This window comes from Amycolatopsis deserti, assembly GCF_014653945.1.
GTDB lineage: Bacteria > Actinomycetota > Actinomycetes > Mycobacteriales > Pseudonocardiaceae > Amycolatopsis_E > Amycolatopsis_E deserti.
Window position 1 is genome coordinate 230455 of the sequence record NZ_BNAU01000004.1, and the last position, 15168, is coordinate 245622.

The 15168-nt window shown below is 72.5% G+C and carries 18 protein-coding genes; 6 read left to right on the forward strand and 12 right to left on the reverse strand.

What is annotated here, in order from left to right; translation table 11 throughout:
- Positions 1 to 27: 27 nt before the first annotated feature.
- Positions 28 to 573 (forward strand): hypothetical protein, encoded by a 546-nt coding sequence (locus IE290_RS19010; protein ID WP_229874595.1) that lies wholly within the window; start codon positions 28 to 30, stop codon positions 571 to 573.
- On the opposite strand, the gene IE290_RS19015 is transcribed toward IE290_RS19010, so the two are convergent.
- The 8 genes from IE290_RS19015 to IE290_RS19050 form a co-directional block, all read right to left on the reverse strand.
- Entirely contained in the window at positions 574 to 1866 is a 1293-nt protein-coding gene (locus tag IE290_RS19015) for an MFS transporter (protein WP_191245974.1), read from the reverse strand.
- 68 nt (positions 1867 to 1934) lie between these two features.
- Positions 1935 to 2606: a pyridoxamine 5'-phosphate oxidase gene (pdxH, locus tag IE290_RS19020; RefSeq protein WP_191245975.1), complete on the reverse strand. Its 672-nt coding sequence runs from the start codon at positions 2604 to 2606 to the stop codon at positions 1935 to 1937.
- A gap of 21 nt (positions 2607 to 2627) precedes the next feature.
- Positions 2628 to 3398: an urease accessory protein UreD gene (locus IE290_RS19025; RefSeq protein WP_191245976.1), complete on the reverse strand. Its 771-nt coding sequence runs from the start codon at positions 3396 to 3398 to the stop codon at positions 2628 to 2630.
- Positions 3395 to 4093 carry an urease accessory protein UreG gene (gene ureG, locus IE290_RS19030; protein ID WP_191245977.1) on the reverse strand — a complete coding sequence of 233 codons (699 nt, stop codon included), beginning with the start codon at positions 4091 to 4093 and terminating at the stop codon, positions 3395 to 3397. Before ureG ends, IE290_RS19025 begins: the two co-directional genes overlap by 4 nt.
- Positions 4083 to 4748: an urease accessory protein UreF gene (locus IE290_RS19035; RefSeq protein WP_191245978.1), complete on the reverse strand. Its 666-nt coding sequence runs from the start codon at positions 4746 to 4748 to the stop codon at positions 4083 to 4085. Before IE290_RS19035 ends, ureG begins: the two co-directional genes overlap by 11 nt.
- Positions 4748 to 6454, reverse strand: coding sequence for an urease subunit alpha (locus IE290_RS19040; protein WP_191245979.1), 1707 nt, complete (start codon positions 6452 to 6454; stop codon positions 4748 to 4750). The genes IE290_RS19035 and IE290_RS19040 overlap by 1 nt, the downstream gene beginning before the upstream one ends.
- Positions 6451 to 6747, reverse strand: a complete 297-nt coding sequence (locus IE290_RS19045; protein ID WP_191245980.1) for an urease subunit beta — start codon at positions 6745 to 6747, stop codon at positions 6451 to 6453. Before IE290_RS19045 ends, IE290_RS19040 begins: the two co-directional genes overlap by 4 nt.
- 9 nt (positions 6748 to 6756) lie before the next feature.
- The gene (locus IE290_RS19050) at positions 6757 to 7059 is read right to left on the reverse strand and encodes an urease subunit gamma (protein WP_094009075.1); all 303 of its coding nucleotides are present in this window, start codon (positions 7057 to 7059) and stop codon (positions 6757 to 6759) included.
- 216 nt (positions 7060 to 7275) lie between these two features.
- Between IE290_RS19050 and IE290_RS19055 the strand changes: the two genes are divergently transcribed.
- The 4 genes from IE290_RS19055 to serC all read left to right on the forward strand — a co-directional run bounded on the left by IE290_RS19055 (position 7276) and on the right by serC (position 11509).
- Positions 7276 to 8442, forward strand: coding sequence for a citrate synthase 2 (locus IE290_RS19055; RefSeq protein WP_191245981.1), 1167 nt, complete (start codon positions 7276 to 7278; stop codon positions 8440 to 8442).
- Positions 8443 to 8671: 229 nt separating this feature from the next.
- Positions 8672 to 8974: a TetR family transcriptional regulator C-terminal domain-containing protein gene (locus IE290_RS19060; RefSeq protein ID WP_229874596.1), complete on the forward strand. Its 303-nt coding sequence runs from the start codon at positions 8672 to 8674 to the stop codon at positions 8972 to 8974.
- 4 nt (positions 8975 to 8978) lie between these two features.
- Positions 8979 to 10331: a serine hydrolase domain-containing protein gene (locus IE290_RS19065; RefSeq protein WP_191245982.1), complete on the forward strand. Its 1353-nt coding sequence runs from the start codon at positions 8979 to 8981 to the stop codon at positions 10329 to 10331.
- 53 nt (positions 10332 to 10384) lie between these two features.
- A complete protein-coding gene (serC, locus tag IE290_RS19070) occupies positions 10385 to 11509 on the forward strand; it encodes a phosphoserine transaminase (protein WP_191245983.1) in 1125 nt (374 codons plus the stop codon).
- Here the strand turns inward: serC and IE290_RS19075 are convergent.
- Positions 11417 to 12646 (reverse strand): glycosyltransferase 87 family protein, encoded by a 1230-nt coding sequence (locus tag IE290_RS19075; protein WP_229874597.1) that lies wholly within the window; start codon positions 12644 to 12646, stop codon positions 11417 to 11419. The two genes, serC and IE290_RS19075, sit on opposite strands and share 93 nt — an antisense overlap.
- Before the next feature lie 87 nt (positions 12647 to 12733).
- Between IE290_RS19075 and sepH the strand changes: the two genes are divergently transcribed.
- Positions 12734 to 13507: a septation protein SepH gene (gene sepH / locus IE290_RS19080; protein ID WP_191245984.1), complete on the forward strand. Its 774-nt coding sequence runs from the start codon at positions 12734 to 12736 to the stop codon at positions 13505 to 13507.
- A gap of 99 nt (positions 13508 to 13606) precedes the next feature.
- Here the strand turns inward: sepH and IE290_RS19085 are convergent, their stop codons facing one another.
- From IE290_RS19085 to IE290_RS19095, 3 genes are all read right to left on the reverse strand, one after another.
- Positions 13607 to 14113 carry a hypothetical protein gene (locus tag IE290_RS19085; RefSeq protein ID WP_191245985.1) on the reverse strand — a complete coding sequence of 169 codons (507 nt, stop codon included), beginning with the start codon at positions 14111 to 14113 and terminating at the stop codon, positions 13607 to 13609.
- A 105-nt stretch (positions 14114 to 14218) separates the two neighbouring features.
- On the reverse strand, positions 14219 to 14572 hold the full coding sequence (locus IE290_RS19090) for an MmcQ/YjbR family DNA-binding protein (RefSeq protein ID WP_191245986.1): 354 nt from the start codon (positions 14570 to 14572) through the stop codon (positions 14219 to 14221).
- Positions 14572 to 15168 (reverse strand): DUF2537 domain-containing protein, encoded by a 597-nt coding sequence (locus IE290_RS19095; RefSeq protein WP_191245987.1) that lies wholly within the window; start codon positions 15166 to 15168, stop codon positions 14572 to 14574. Before IE290_RS19095 ends, IE290_RS19090 begins: the two co-directional genes overlap by 1 nt.

Consider the following 15168-nt stretch of genomic DNA (forward strand, 5'->3'; position numbering starts at 1 on the left):
GATTTGCCCGGCCACGCTTTCGGGGGAATGCCCGCCGTTCGGATCAACGGGTGGCACGCGTGGCCGGCCGGGTCGCGGGTAACCGGGGGCGTGGACGGTTTCCTGGCGATCTACCTCAACGACCAGCTCGCGCTGGGCGTGGGCTGGCGCGAACTGGCCCGGCGGGCCGCGGGCAACAACCGCGGCACCGCGGTGGGCGAAGCACTCGACCGGGTGGCGACGGAGATCGCCGAGGACGTCGACACCTTCCGGTCGATCATGGACCACCTCGGGGTCCGCCAGAACCCGCTGAAGACGGCGGCGGTGTTCGGGGCGGAGCGGCTGGCCCGGTTCAAGCCGAACGGGCGGCTGCTGGGCTACTCGCCGTTGAGCCGCTTCCTGGAGCTGGAAGTGCTGACCATGGGGATCGACGGGAAGAAGCAGCTCTGGACGACGCTGCGCGACCTGGCCGGACTCGCCGACCAGGTGCCCGGGGTGGATTTCGACGCGCTGATCGAGCGGGCGGCGGGCCAGCGCGCGCTGCTGGAGCCGCACCGCGTCCAGGCCGGCCAGGAGGCGTTCAGCGGCGGGTGATCACGACGAACTCGTGACCGCCGCGGCGCGGTAGCGCCAGAACGCGGGCAGCAGCGCGACGGCGATCGCGATGAAGACGATCACCAGCACGCCGCCACCGCTCGCCGCGGCGGCCGTGCCCACCGCGGCCGCGGTCCAGCCGTGCGTGAGGTCCGCCAGCCGCGGCCCGCCCGCGACGACGACCGTGAACGCGCCCTGCATGCGGCCGCGCATCTCGTCGGTCGCGGCCATCACCAGGATCGCCTGGCGGTAGATCGCGCTGACCATGTCCGCCGCGCCGGCCAGGCACAGGAACACCACCGCCAGCCACAGCGAGTCGGACAACCCGAACCCGATCACCGCCCCGCCCCACGCGCAGATCGCGACCGTCACCGCCACGCCCTGCCGCCGAACCCGGCCGAGCCAGCCGGAGAACAACCCGATGACCACCGAGCCGATCGGGATCGCCGCGTACAGCCAGCCCAGGGCGAGCCCGCCGCCGGGCGGGTCGCCGAAGGTCCGCTCGGCCATCTCCGGGAACAGGGCGCGCGGCATGCCGGCGACCATCGCGATGATGTCCACGACGAACGACGCGAGCAGGACCTTCTGGGTGCCCATGTAGCGGAAGCCGTCGAGGACGTCCTTGAGGCCGGCGGCGCGGACGGTGCCGGACAGCGGTGGCAGCGGGGGCAGCCGCCAGACCGAGAAGAGCGCGATGACCAGGGCGATCGTGTCGATGAGGTAGAGCGTGGGCAGGCCGATCACCGGCATCAGGGCGCCGGCGGCCATCGGCCCGAACACCATGCCGAACGTGTTCACGGTGCCGGACAGCGCGGCCGCCGCCGGCAGCAGCTCCGGCTCGATCAGCCGGGCCACGATCGCGCTGCGGGTCGGCATGTTGATCGCGAAGAACGCCTGGTTGAACGCCAGGAGCACGAAGACCAGCCACACCGAGCCGACGTCGAAGTACGCCTGCGCCCACAGCAGGGCGGACACCACCGCGATGCCGGCGTTGCCGAAGATGAGCAGCTTGCGGCGGTCGACGGTGTCGGCGATCGCGCCGCCCCACAGTCCGAAGACGAGCAGCGGAACGAGCGCGACGATGCCGGTCAGGCCGACGTACCCGGACGAGCCGGTGAGGTCGAAGACCTGCTTCGGCACGGCGACCGTGGTGAGCTGACTGCCGATCGCGGTGATCGCGGTGCCGGTGAACAGGCGCCGGAAGGCGGGCGTGCGCAGCGGCCGCACGTCCACGACCACCGATTTTAGCAGTTTGCGCTTCTTGCCCCGTTGTGACCCGGCCTCGACACTCACAACCGGCCAGTTTAGCCGCGCTAACTAACGAAGCGCCGGTGATTTACCTCGCCAGCGCGTTCGGCGGCTCAGGGGGCGACGCGCTCGATGTGCCACCCGTCCTGGGTGCGCACGTACCGCAGCCGGTCGTGCAGCCGGTTCTGCTGTCCCTGCCAGAACTCGACGACCTCGGGCCGGATGCGCCACCCGCCCCAGTGCGGGGGCAGCGGCACCTCCTCGACGTCGCTGAAGCGGCGCTCGATCGACGACAGGGCGACGTCCAGGTCGCGACGGCTCGTCACGACCTTCGACTGCGGCGACGCCCAGGCCCCGAGCTGCGAGCCGCGCGGGCGCTGCTTCCAGTACTCGGCGGTCTCCTTGACGTTGACCTTCTCCACCTCGCCGCGCACGGTCACCTGCCGCTGCAGCGCGTACCAGGGGAAGGTCGCCGACGCGTACCGGGTCACGGTCAGGTCGTGGCTCTTGTTGGAGGTGTAGTTCGTGTAGAACACGACACCGCGCTCGTCGAGGCCCTTGCACAGCACGGTGCGGGAGGACGGACGGCCTTCGGCGTCGGCGGTGGCCAGCACCATCGCGTTCGGCTCGGCGACCCCAGCGGCGATGGCCTGGTTCAGCCAGTCCTGCAACTGCTCGGTCCAGCTGCCGGCCAGGTCGGCCTCGTCCAGCGCCTCACCGTCGTAGGCCACCCGCATGCCGGGAAGGCGTACCGCAACGTCGTCGATGTTTTCGACCTCTGGCATGTGCCAACCTCCGCGACCCGCTTACTCACCCGTAACAGCCCACGTTAGGGCCTGGGCAGCCGCTCCGAAAGCCGACGAACGGTGACTCCGGCCACGACCCAGCAGCTCCTCGGCGGTCACGGTGTCCGGGGCGAGCGCGGTGATCAGGAACCCGGCGACCGGCAGCGGGGTCACCGCCCACCAGTCGCCGCTCGACGGCTCCGCCACTTCGTCGCCGATCAGCAGCTCCGTGGCGAGCACGCGGTGCCCGGCCAGGACCGCCGCGCTGGCGTCGAGGGCCGGGTCGCCGACGGTGAGGGTCTGGTCCAGCACCGGCCTGCCGCCGGAGGTGACGCGCTGCGACGTGGTGAGACGTCCGGGTGCTTCACCCGCGCGGCCGAGGACCAGCACCTCCCGCGTGCGGAACCGTGCGGTCCCGTCGAGGATCGCGACCAGCTCCGCGGTGTGCCGGGCCCGCGCGGTGACCACCGTCGGCTCCGGCCGGTACTCCAGCGAACCGCCGGGGCCGACCTCGACGCGCACCGACGACGTGCTGGCCGCGCCGGCCGGCCCGGGCAGCGCGAGCGTCGCGGCGACCCCGGACAGGCGCAGGTCCGCGCCCGGACCGACGACGATCTCCAGCGCCAGCTCGTCGCCGCCGAGCGGGGAGGTCGCCGAGTTCACCAGGTGGACCTGTGCCGCCGGGCCGGACCCGCGCCGCGGCACCAGGGTCAGCGGCGCCATCGACGTCAGCTCCCGCAGCACCGTCCGCCCGCCGGCGACCTCGGCGACGAGCCGCGCGTGCGCCTTCACCCGGCCAGCTGCTCGCGCACCCACGCCGCCACGTCGGGCGCGTCCGGCGTGCGCACCAGCGACTGCGTGATCACCGGCAGGTCGCCGCGCATGCGGTGCGCGTCGGAGGTCATCACGTCCATGTCGGCGTTCACCAGGTGCGCGATGTCGATCTTGTTGATGACGAGCAGGTCAGCGGTCGTGACACCCGGCCCGCCCTTGCGCGGCACCTTGTCCCCGCCCGCCACGTCGACCACGAAGATCTGGCTGTCCGCCAGGCCCCGGCTGAACACCGCGGTCAGGTTGTCCCCGCCGCTTTCGATGATCACCAGCTCCAGGCCGGGGAACCGGTCTTCGAGCCGTTCCACCGCGTCGAGGTTGGCGGTGATGTCGTCGCGGATCGCGGTGTGCGGGCAGGCGCCGGTCTGCACGGCCTCGATCCGATCCGGGTCGAGCACGCCGGCCTTGCGCAGGAAGTCGGCGTCCTCGGTGGTGTAGATGTCGTTGGTCACCACGGCGAGGTCGATCTCGTCGCCGAGCGCCCGGCACAGCGCTGCGGTCAGCGCGGTCTTGCCGCTGCCGACCGGACCGCCGATGCCGATGCGGAACGCGCGGCCGCGCGCGGGCGGCGGCTCGTACCGATCGGGTTCGGTGGCGGTGGGGTCGAAGTTGACCGGGTGCACGTGGCCGTGCCCGTGTCCGTGTTCAGCTGGCAAAGAGACGCACCTCTTCCTCGTGGTGGCGCACGTGTGCTTCGGCGAGCAGGTCCAGCGCGGGTGATCCGGGCGACGGCAGCCGGGCCGGGTCGGTCCCGGAGTAGCCCGCCGCCTGCTCGGCGACCGCCTCCAGGTCCGGCCCCAGCGCGGCCACCATCGCGTTGACGGTGAACGGGTCGAAGCCCAGCAACCGGACCGCCGCACTGGCCGGACCGCTAACCGCGAGGTAGCCGACGGCCAGGGCGGCATCCCGTGGCGTGCCGCCGGACACGCCGGTGAGCGCGCCGGTGATGATCGGGTGGTGCGGGCGCGGGGTGGCGGCCAGCAGCTCGTCGATCACCGGCGACGGCCAGGCGATCCGGCCGGCTCGCGCCGTGCCACGGCCCTGGGCGCGCGATGCCGCACGCTGGGCCGGCGAAGGCGTGCGGGCGTCGAGCTCCTCGTCCAGCCGCGTCCACTGTCCACTCCCGACGGAGGCGGACGCGAAGACGGCGGCGAGGTATCCGGCCGTCCACAAGCGACCGCGCAGGAACCCGGGCAGGTCGGCGGTGGTGCGGATCAGCCCGCGGGCGACGGCCTCCTCCAGCCCGCCGGAGTGCACGTGCCCGCCGCCCGGGAACCGGGAGTCGGCGAGCAGGATCGCGGAGATGCCCATCAGAACAGGAAGTACCGCTGGGCCATGGGCAGTTCGGCGACCGGCTGCGGTTCGATCAGCTCCCCGTCGACGTGCACCGCGAAGCTGTCCGCGTCGACCTGGATGTCCGGCAGCGCGTCGTTGAGCACCATGTCGGCCTTGGTCACGCGGCGCACGTTGCGAACCGGCACCAACCGCCGGGTCACCGGCAGATCGGTCTCGAGCGCTTCGGGCGCGACGAAGTAGAGGCTGCTCGCCGCGGCCACGGACGGCGCGGCGCCGAACATGGGCCGCGCGAGCACCGGCTGCGGGGTCGGGATGGAGGCGTTCGCATCCCCCATCGCGGCCCACGCCACGAAGCCGCCTTTGAGGACCACGTGCGGTTTGACGCCGAAGAACTTGGGCTCCCACAGCACCAGATCGGCCAGCTTGCCGACCTCGACCGAGCCGATCTCGCCGTCCATGCCGTGCGCGATGGCCGGGTTGATCGTGTACTTGGCGACATAGCGACGGGCCCGCAGGTTGTCCGCCGCGCCGTCGCCGGGCAGGGCGCCCCGGCGGCGTTTCATGACGTGCGCGGTCTGCCAGGTCCGGATGATCACCTCACCGATCCGGCCCATCGCCTGCGAGTCCGAGCTCATCATCGAGATCGCGCCGAGGTCGTGCAGCACGTCCTCGGCGGCGATGGTGCTCGGGCGGATGCGGCTTTCGGCGAAGGCCAGGTCCTCGGGCACCGACGGGTTCAGGTGGTGGCACACCATGAGCATGTCGAGGTGCTCGTCGAGGGTGTTGACGGTGTGCGGGCGGGTCGGGTTGGTCGACGAAGGCAGGAAGTTCGGCAGCCCGGCGACCTTGATGATGTCCGGCGCGTGGCCGCCACCGGCGCCCTCGGTGTGGTAGGCGTTGATCGAGCGGCCGCCCACCGCGTCCACTGTGGACTCCAGGAACCCGGCCTCGTTGAGCGTGTCGGTGTGGATCGCCACCTGCACCCCGGATTCGTCCGCCACCGACAGGCACGCGTCGATCGCGGCCGGGGTGGTGCCCCAGTCCTCGTGCAGCTTGAACCCGCCCGCGCCGGCCGCCAGCTGTTCCCGCAGCGCCTCGGGCCGGACCGTGTTTCCCTTGCCCAGCAACAGCACGTTGACCGGCTGGCCGTCCATCGCCCGCAGCATCCGGGCCAGGTTCCACGGGCCGGGCGTGACGGTGGTGGCCTTGGTGCCCTCCGACGGGCCGGTGCCGCCGCCGACGAGCGTGGTCAGACCGGAGGCCAGCGCGGTGTCGACGAGCTGGGGGCAGATGAAGTGCACGTGGCAGTCGACGCCACCCGCGGTGAGGATCTTGCCGTTGCCGGACAGGATCTCCGTGGCCGGGCCGATCACCAGGTTCGGGTCGACGCCGTCCATGGTGTCCGGGTTGCCCGCCTTGCCGATGCCGACGATCCGGCCATCGCGCACGCCGACGTCGGCCTTGACCACGCCCCAGTGGTCGAGCACGACCGCCCCGGTGATGACGAGGTCCGGCGCACCCTCGGCGCGGGTCGCCATGCCCTGGCCCATCGACTCGCGGATCACCTTGCCGCCGCCGAAGAGCACCTCGTCGCCGGAGCCGGCGCCCATGCTGCGGTCCTCGGTGACCTCGATGAGCAGGTCGGTGTCAGCCAGCCGGACCCGGTCGCCGACGGTGGGCCCGAACAGCTCGGCGTAGCGCTCGCGGTCGATGCTGCTCACTCGCCGTCCTTCCGCAGGCCGGGGACCACCCGGCGGCCGGCCAGCGGCACCAGGCCGACCTCGCGCTCGACGCCGGGTTCGAAGCGGACGGAGGTGCCGGCGGGGATGTCCAGGCGGTGACCGCGGGCCGCCTGGCGGTCGAATTGGAGGGCGGGGTTCGTCACCGCGAAGTGGTAGTGCGAGCCGACCTGGACCGGGCGGTCCCCGGTGTTGCTCACGCGCAGTCGCACGCGCGGGCGGCCCGGATTCAGCTCGACGGGTGATCCGGCCGGGATGATCTCTCCTGGACGCACGCGCGCTCCTCAGACGATCGGGTCGTGCACGGTGACGAGCTTCGTGCCGTCCGGGAAGGTGGCCTCGACCTGGACGGAGTCGACCATCTCGGGCACCCCGTCGAGCACCTGGTCGCGGGACAGCACGGACCGGCCGCTGGACATCAGCTCGGCGACGGTGCGGCCGTCGCGGGCGCCCTCCAGCACGTGGTCGGTGATGAGGGCGACGGCCTCCGGGTAGTTCAGGCGGACGCCGCGCTCGAGCCGGCGCCGGGCCACGTCGGCGGCGACGTGGACGAGCAGCTTGTCGCGCTCCTGGGGGCTCAAGTGCATGGGCTCAGGTCTATCACCGCACCGAGGGCGACACGCGCGGAAGAAACACAGGATTTACGTGCGAACGACCCGTCCGGCTGAATCGTTCTCGTAATCGTGACCGAAACCACCGCTTTCTTCGATTGCTACTCCGCCGTTCGAGGGGCATGGTGTGGTCACCGTGCGACGAGGCGCCCCGAGCGCGTCACGCGCGCGTAACAGCTTCCTGTCGGGGAAATGCGCAGCGAAAGGTTTCCACCAGTGACTACCTCAGCGCCCGTTGCGAACAACACTGAACCGGACGACGGGTTCAAGCCCGGGCTGGAAGGCGTGGTCGCCTTCCGCACCCAGATCGCCGAGCCGGACCGCGACGGCGGCGCGCTGCGCTACCGCGGCGTGGACATCGAGGACCTGGCGGGCAAGGTCAGCTTCGGCGACGTGTGGGGCCTGCTGGTCGACGGCCGGTTCGGCGACGGCCTGCCGCCCGCCGAGCCGTTCCCGATCCCCGTGCACACCGGCGACGTCCGGGTGGACGCGCAGGCCGCGCTCGCGATGGTCGCGCCGATCTGGGGGTTCCGCCCGCTGCTGGACATCAGCGACGAGGAGGCGCGGGACAACCTGGCCCGCGCGTCGGTGATGGCGCTGTCGTACGTGGCGCAGTCCGCGCGCGGGGTCGGGGTGCCTGCCGTGCCGCAGTCCCGGGTCGACCAGGGGCAGACGATCACCGAGCGGTTCATGATCCGCTGGCGCGGCGAGCCGGACCCGGCGCACGTCAAGGCCGTGGACGCGTACTGGGTTTCGGCGGCGGAGCACGGGCTGAACGCGTCGACGTTCACCGCGCGGGTGATCGCCTCGACCGGTGCGGATGTGGCGGCGTCGCTGTCGGGCGCGATCGGCGCGATGTCCGGGCCGCTGCACGGCGGGGCGCCCGCGCGGGTGCTGCCGATGATCGAGGCGGTCGAGAAGGAGGGCGACGCGCGGAAGGTCGTCAAGGGGATCCTGGACCGCAAGGAGCGGTTGATGGGCTTCGGGCACCGGGTGTACCGGGCCGAGGACCCGCGGGCCCGCGTGCTGCGGCGGACGTGCCGGGAGCTGGGCGCCGAGCGGTACGAGGTGGCTGCGGCGTTGGAGCAGGCCGCGCTGGCGGAGCTGCGGGAGCGCCGGCCGGACCGCGCGATCGAGACGAACGTGGAGTTCTGGGCGGCGGTGATCCTGGACTTCGCGCAGGTCCCGACGCGCATGATGCCGGCGATGTTCACGTCGGCGCGCACCGCGGGCTGGGCGGCGCACATCCTGGAGCAGAAGCAGACCGGCCGGCTGGTCCGCCCCTCGGCGAGCTACGTCGGGCCGGGCCCGCGAGCGCCCGAGGAGGTCGAGGGCTGGTCGGCGGTCAAGCCGCTGTAGGTGGTTTTTGCTTGGCAGGCCCCGGAACCGGTGCTGGTTCCGGGGCTTTGTCGTCATCCGGCGGCGCACTCCTCGACCGACTGGCCGGTGCGGGCGCAGTACTCGGCGTAGGTTTCACCATTGGCGTCCCGCTGACCGGCGCGCTGCTCGCTCTCCGTGTTGCAGCGCTGGTGAGCCGTGCGCCCGCCAGCAAGATCGCGGCGGCCGCTGGACGACCAGCGTCGCCGAGGTGATCGTCCTCCTCGCCTTCGCCGTCCGCGCCGCCGTCCTGCCGGACTGGGCACACCGCCTGCGCCACGGCTACGGCTTCCTGCGCGAGCAGACCACCGACTTCCTCGGCCAGGCCCAGCGCCAGGGCCACATCCGCGACGACCTGGACGCGGAACGGCTGGCCGACATCGTCATGGCCCTCACCGACGGCTTCGCCCAGCACCTGCTCCAGGCCGAGCCCGGCTCGGAGTTGCGCCGCCGCCTGCTCGGCTCCCTCGAGCTCGCCCTCACTGAGCTGCTCACGCCGCGCGCGGCAGAATGACGACATGCTGCCCAGCACCGAGTTCGCCCTGCTCCGCCGCCTGTCACTGGAACAGGCGAACGGCCGCGCGCCGTCGATGGTCGCCGCGGTCGTCCGCGACGGCGAGGTCGCCTGGTGGGGCGCGCGGGGCACCGTCGAGGGCGCCGCGCCGGACGACGACACCCAGTACCGCCTCGGCTCGATCACCAAGTCGCTCGTCGCCGCGCTCGTCATGCGCCTGCGCGACGAGGGCCGCCTCGACCTCAACGACCCGCTGGACAAGCACGTCCCGGGCACGAGCTTCGGCGCCTCGACGGTCGGCCAGCTGCTCTCGCACACCGGCGGCCTGACCGCGGAATCCCCGGGCTCCTGGTGGGAGCGCACCGAGGGCGGCGACTGGGCCTCGCTGCAGGCGAGCCTCGCGCGGGACGCGCTCAAGAACCGCCCGGGCAGCCGGTTCCACTACTCCAACGTCGGCTACGGCGTGCTCGGCGAGCTGGTCGCCCGCCACCGCGGCACGGACTGGCTGACCGCGCTGAACCGCGAGGTCCTCGAACCGCTGGGCATGTCGCGCACGACTCCGCACCCGCGGGGCAAGCACGCGCGCGGCTGGGCCGTGCACCCGTTCGCCGACCTGCTGCTGCCGGAGCCCAGCCCGGACGCCGGCGCGATGGCCCCGGCCGGCCAGCTGTGGTCGACGGTCCGCGACCTGGCGCGCTGGACCTCGTTCGTCGGCGGCGACACCGCGGACGTGCTCAGCCCCGACACCATCGCCGAGATGCGCGCGGTCGCCACGGTCGACGACGCCGACACCTGGACCTCCGGTTACGGCCTGGGCCTGCAGGTCCTGCGCTACCAGGGCAAGCGGCTGGCCGGGCACACCGGGTCGATGCCCGGGTTCCTCGCCTGCTCGCTGGTCGACGAGTCCACCGGCACCGGCGCGCTGACCTTCGCCAACACCACCTCCGGGCCGGCCATCCTGGGCCTGGTGGTGGACCTGATCGCGATCGCCGACGAGCAGGAGCCGAACCTGCCCGCCGAGTGGCAGCCCGCCGAGGTCGACCGCGGCCTGCTGCCCCTCACCGGACTGTGGCACTGGGGCCCGACGCCGTACCACCTGCGGCTGATCCCGGGCGGCCTGCTCAGCCTCGCCCCGGTCAGCGGCATGGGCCGGGCGTCCCGCTTCCGGCCGGTCGCCGAGGACGAGTGGCTCGGCCTGGACGGCTACTACGCCGGCGAGACCCTGCGCGTCGGCCGGGACGCCGACGGCACGCCGCGGCACCTGGATCTGGCCACGTTCATCTTCACGCGCACCCCCTACGACCCGGCCGCGCCGGTCCCCGGCGGCGTGGATCCGGAGGGCTGGCGTACCGCATAGTGGGACCGACACCGCCGTTACGCGGCGGAAACGCGACCTGCGAGACTGGGCGCATGACCGATGAGCTGACCATTCCGGCAGAACTGAAGCCCTCCGACGGGCGCTTCGGCTGCGGACCGTCCAAGGTCCGGGCGGAGCAGCTGGCGAACCTCGCTTCCGAGGGCGCCGCCTACATGGGCACCTCCCACCGGCAGAAGCCGGTGAAGTCCCTCGTCGGACGGGTGCGCTCCGGTCTGTCCCAGCTCTTCTCGCTGCCCGAGGGCTACGAGGTCGTGCTCGGCAACGGCGGCACCACGGCGTTCTGGGACGCCGCCGCGTTCGGCCTGGTGAACGAGCGGGCCCAGCACTTCACCTACGGCGAGTTCTCCTCGAAGTTCGCCAAGGTGACCTCGGACGCGCCGTTCCTGGGCGACTCGATCGTCGTCAAGGCCGAGCCGGGCAGCGCCCCGGAGATCGCCTACGAGCAGGGCGCGGACCTGGTCGGCTGGGCGCACAACGAGACCTCGACCGGTGTCGCCGTGCCGGTGCGCCGCCCGGCCGGCAGCGAGGGCGCGCTGGTCGCGATCGACGCCACCTCGGGCGCCGGCGGCCTACCGGTCAAGGCCGAGGACTTCGACGTCTACTACTTCGCGCCGCAGAAGTGCTTCGCCTCCGACGGCGGCCTGTGGCTGGCCCTGATGTCGCCGGCGGCGATCGAGCGCGTCGAGAAGATCGGCTCCAGCGGCCGGTGGATCCCCGAGTTCCTGTCGCTGACCACGGCGCTGGACAACTCGCGCAAGGACCAGACGTACAACACCCCGGCGGTGGCGACGCTGTTCCTGCTGGCCGACCAGATCGAGTGGATGCTGTCGAACGGCGGCCTCGACTGGGCGGTCTCGCGCACGAAGGACTCCTCGACGCGGCTGTACGAGTGGGCCGAGGAGACCAGCTACACGGTTCCGTTCGTGAAGGACCCGTCGCTGCGCTCGCAGGTCGTGGGCACCATCGACTTCGTCGACGAGGTCGACGCGGCGCAGGTCGCGAAGGTGCTCCGGGCCAACGGCATCGTCGACGTCGAGCCGTACCGCAAGCTGGGCCGCAACCAGCTACGCGTCGGCATGTTCCCCGCGATCGAGCCGGGCGACATCACGGCGCTGACCAGCTGCATCGAGTGGGTCGTCGAGCGGATGGGCGACTAGTCCGAGCGCGAGGAGCAGCAGGACGCCGACGAGGACGTAGCTCTCGGCGAGCGGCCAGACGCTCCGGTGGTCCCACAGCGGGCTGACGACGAACACGACTGTCGCGAGGGCGGCGGTTCCGAGCACGAGTGGCCGGAGCCGCCGCCCTCGCCACGTCAGGACCCCGATCACCGGCGCCGCCCACACCCAGTGGTGGGTCCACGACACCGGCGAGACCAGCAACGCGCCGACCGCGCACGCGAGCAGCGCGACCACCGCGTCGGCGCGGCGCATGACCAGCACGGTGACGACGACCGTGACGGCCACCGCGAGCAGCCACGCCCAGGTCGGCGCGCCGAGCCGGGCGAGCAGGCCGTGCAGGGACTGGTTGCCGATGTAGCCCGGGTCGCCGACCCGTTCGCCCTGGAAGACGAGCTCGGTCCAGTAGGTGACCGAGGCCCGCGGCGCGATCGCCCAGGCGAGCAAGGCACAACCGGCGAACGTGCCGATCGCCCGTGCCGCGGCGCGGAAATCCTTGCGCAGCAGGAAGAACAGCACGAACGCGGCCGGGGTCAGCTTGACCGCGGCGGCGAGCCCGACCAGGAAGCCGCGGCGGCGGACCGGGGCCAGCGCGTCGACCGCGACGAGCAACACCAGCAGCAGGTTGATCTGGCCGAACCCGAGCGTGGCGCGCACCGGTTCGCTGAACAACGCGACGGCCTGCACGACCAGCGCGAGGCCGCCGAACACGCGCAGCCGCCGGTCGTAGCGCCGGAAGCACAGCGCGACGACCGCGCCGAGCGCGACCACGGACACGATGGTGATCCCGACGAGCGCGACGTCCGCCGGAATCACCAGCAGCGGCGCGAAAACGAACGCGGCGAACGGCGGATAGGTGAACGGCAGCAGCGTGCCGTTGCGCGTGGGCGGCAATACGCCGTACGGGTCACCGCGGTCGAAGAACGCCTGCGCGCCGAGCCGGTAGACGTCCAGATCCAGCCCGTCCAACCGTTTCCAGGCCAGCAGAATCCCGACCAGCACGACCTCGATCGCCACGCCCGTGGCCAGAACCCTCCGCCCCATCGCGCAATCCTCGCGGATCCTGATCACCGCGGTGCCGCCCGGGTGGCCGAACGGGTGGACTTGCTGCAAGATCAACCAAAAAGTGTCGGCGCGCCTGCCCCGTCAAGCGGACGCGCCGACCTACCGTGAACACCCGAAGGTGAAGTCAGGAGGAGGCAGCGGATGCGGACGCTGAGGGTGGTCGGGCTGCACGAGGACGGTAAGTCCATCGTGTGCGAAGACCCGGCGCGGCGCGAGCGTTTCCTCCTGCCCGCCGATGAGAAGCTGCGCGCGGCCGTCCGGGGCGATGTTCCGAGGCTCGGGCAGATCGAAATCGAGACGGAGAGCCAGATGCGACCACGCGAGATCCAGGCCCGGATCCGGGCCGGCGAGTCGGTGCAGCAGGTCGCGGACACCGCCGGGGTGGCGGTGGAGCGGGTGGAGCGGTTCGCGTACCCGGTGCTGCTGGAGCGGTCCCGGACCGCCGAGCTGGCGCAGTCGGCGCACCCGGTCCGCGAGGACGGGCCGGACGTGCGCACGCTCGGCGAGATCGTGGCCTACGCGTTCGGCGTGCGGGGCCAGGACTACTCGCAGGCCACGTGGGACGCCTGGCGCGGCGACGACGGCCGGTGGATCGTGGCGCTCCGGTGGACCGCGGGGCGCTCGGACAACGCCGCGCACTGGCAGTTCTCGGCCGGGGCGCACGGCGGAACGGTCACGGCGCTGGACGAGCACGCCGAGGACCTGCTGGACCCGCACCGCACGCCGCGGACGCTGCGCGCGGTGGAGGCGGAGGTGGAGCCGGAGCCGGTCGCGGAGGAGCCGGCGCAGCCCACGCTGGACATCGACGCCCAACCGGACCCGAGCGCCGCCAAGCCGAAGCCGAAGAAGAAGTCCCACCCGGCCGTGCCGGCCTGGGAAGACGTGCTGCTGGGAGTCCGCAGCCAACGCGGCTGAGCGGCGCCCTGAACACAGGTAGCTGGGTGGTCATCCCGTCGCCTGACACCGCACCGGAAGGCGACGGGATGACCACCAAGCTTTGGGCAGGCGAAGAACTCACCGCGGCACCGGCCCCACATCCGACCGCCGCCCCGGCGCCAGCGCAGCGTGCCGCTGCCCCGGCCCCTCCCCGGAGCGCGACGCCAGCCAATCCGCCACCAGCCCGGTCCCCGCGGCGTAAACGCCCTTGTGCGCCAGGTCGATCACCAGCTCGCGGCGCGGCCAGGTCCACGGCGGGGCCCCCACGCCGGTCGCGTTTTCCAGCGTCTGGTCGTTCGTCAGTCGCACCACCCAGAACATCGCCGACGCCCACGGGCCCCGCAGCCCGGCCGTCGCCATCACGCCGCGCAGCGCGCCGAGCAGCACGCCCTGCCCGAAGTGCATCGCCAGGTTCACCGACCGCCGCGGCCGGTCCGGCGGGCCCACCAGCCGCGACAGGGTCCGCCCCGGCACGTACGAGTCCGGCCGCCCGGTGAACCGCTGCTCGGCCTTCTCCACCGCCGTCATCGCCAGCACGCCCGCCAGCCCGGCGACCGCACCCTGCGCTACCGCTCGCGCCCACATGCGGGCACGGCTACCCGCACCACCCGAATCGAATCACCGCACAGGCGATCAGCACGGGCGGGATCGTCGACCGCCGCCGTGGCTCGCCGCACCAGGCACCGCTGGTCAGTCCTCCAGCTGGGCGGCCAGTGACTTCGGCGCCACGGTCCGGTAGGCCTCCCGCACCACGGCCCGCACCTCGGTCCAGTCCACCGGCACGTCGAGGTACACCCCGAGCCACCCGCGGTGCCCGACGTAGGGCGGCCGGAAGAACCGGTCCGGCTCGGCCGCCACCATCTCCTCCTGCGCACCCGGCGGCGCGGCGCACCAGAACGCCACCCGGTCGTCGTGGTGGTGGTCGGCGTACATCACGAAACTCTTCCGGCCCCGGACGAACCACGTCGGCTCCCCGTGGCTGAGCCGCTCCTCCACCTCCGGCAGCGCCAGGCAGATCTCACGCAGCGGCGAGAGCGGGTCCATCAGAACACGACGGCCAGCACGCCGAACCAGGACAACACGATCCCGGCCGCCGCGCCCAGCGCGACCCACCGGATGATCGGCAGCTTCCGCGCCAGCCACAGCGACGGGGCGATCCCGGCGGTGACCACGACGGCCGCGAGCAGCACCAGCCACCCGGCGGTCTCCGCGGCCAGCGCGATCGCGAGCGCCATCATCGCGACGATCACCACCGCCGCCACGAACGCGGCGACCACCAGCCCGGTCGCCCACGGCGTCGGCTCGTCACCCACCCCGGCGAACAGCCGCCGGGGCGGCTCGGTCCGCGGCGGCGGCGGCACGACAATCTGCTCACCCGTCACCGGGTCGACGTAGTGCACCGGCGTGCCCATCACCCCGGCCACCCGCGACGCCAGCTGCTGCCCGCGCCGGGACACCACGGCCGCGGCCTCGGTCGGGTCGCTCGACGACCGCCGCAGCGCGGCCGCGACCTGCGCCCACTCGTGCAGCGCGTCGGCCAGGTCGACACCAAGCGCGAGGCTGTGGGGGTCGATTTCGCGCGTGTACACGTCGCCGTGCCCCTTGAGCACGGCGCGGTCGCCGCGGACCCGCAATTCCAC

Excerpts from the sequence above, each read along its gene's own strand:
- IE290_RS19010 (WP_229874595.1), top strand. The coding sequence starts at position 28 with ATGCCCGCCGTTCGGATCAACGGGTGGCACGCGTGGCCGGCCGGGTCG.
- pdxH (WP_191245975.1), bottom strand. The coding sequence starts at position 2,606 with ATGCCAGAGGTCGAAAACATCGACGACGTTGCGGTACGCCTTCCCGGC.
- IE290_RS19035 (WP_191245978.1), bottom strand. The coding sequence starts at position 4,748 with ATGGGCATCTCCGCGATCCTGCTCGCCGACTCCCGGTTCCCGGGCGGC.
- IE290_RS19050 (WP_094009075.1), bottom strand. The coding sequence starts at position 7,059 with ATGCACTTGAGCCCCCAGGAGCGCGACAAGCTGCTCGTCCACGTCGCC.
- IE290_RS19055 (WP_191245981.1), top strand. The coding sequence starts at position 7,276 with ATGCGCAGCGAAAGGTTTCCACCAGTGACTACCTCAGCGCCCGTTGCG.
- IE290_RS19065 (WP_191245982.1), top strand. The coding sequence starts at position 8,979 with ATGCTGCCCAGCACCGAGTTCGCCCTGCTCCGCCGCCTGTCACTGGAA.
- serC (WP_191245983.1), top strand. The coding sequence starts at position 10,385 with ATGACCGATGAGCTGACCATTCCGGCAGAACTGAAGCCCTCCGACGGG.
- sepH (WP_191245984.1), top strand. The coding sequence starts at position 12,734 with ATGCGGACGCTGAGGGTGGTCGGGCTGCACGAGGACGGTAAGTCCATC.
- IE290_RS19085 (WP_191245985.1), bottom strand. The coding sequence starts at position 14,113 with ATGTGGGCGCGAGCGGTAGCGCAGGGTGCGGTCGCCGGGCTGGCGGGC.
- IE290_RS19090 (WP_191245986.1), bottom strand. The coding sequence starts at position 14,572 with ATGGACCCGCTCTCGCCGCTGCGTGAGATCTGCCTGGCGCTGCCGGAG.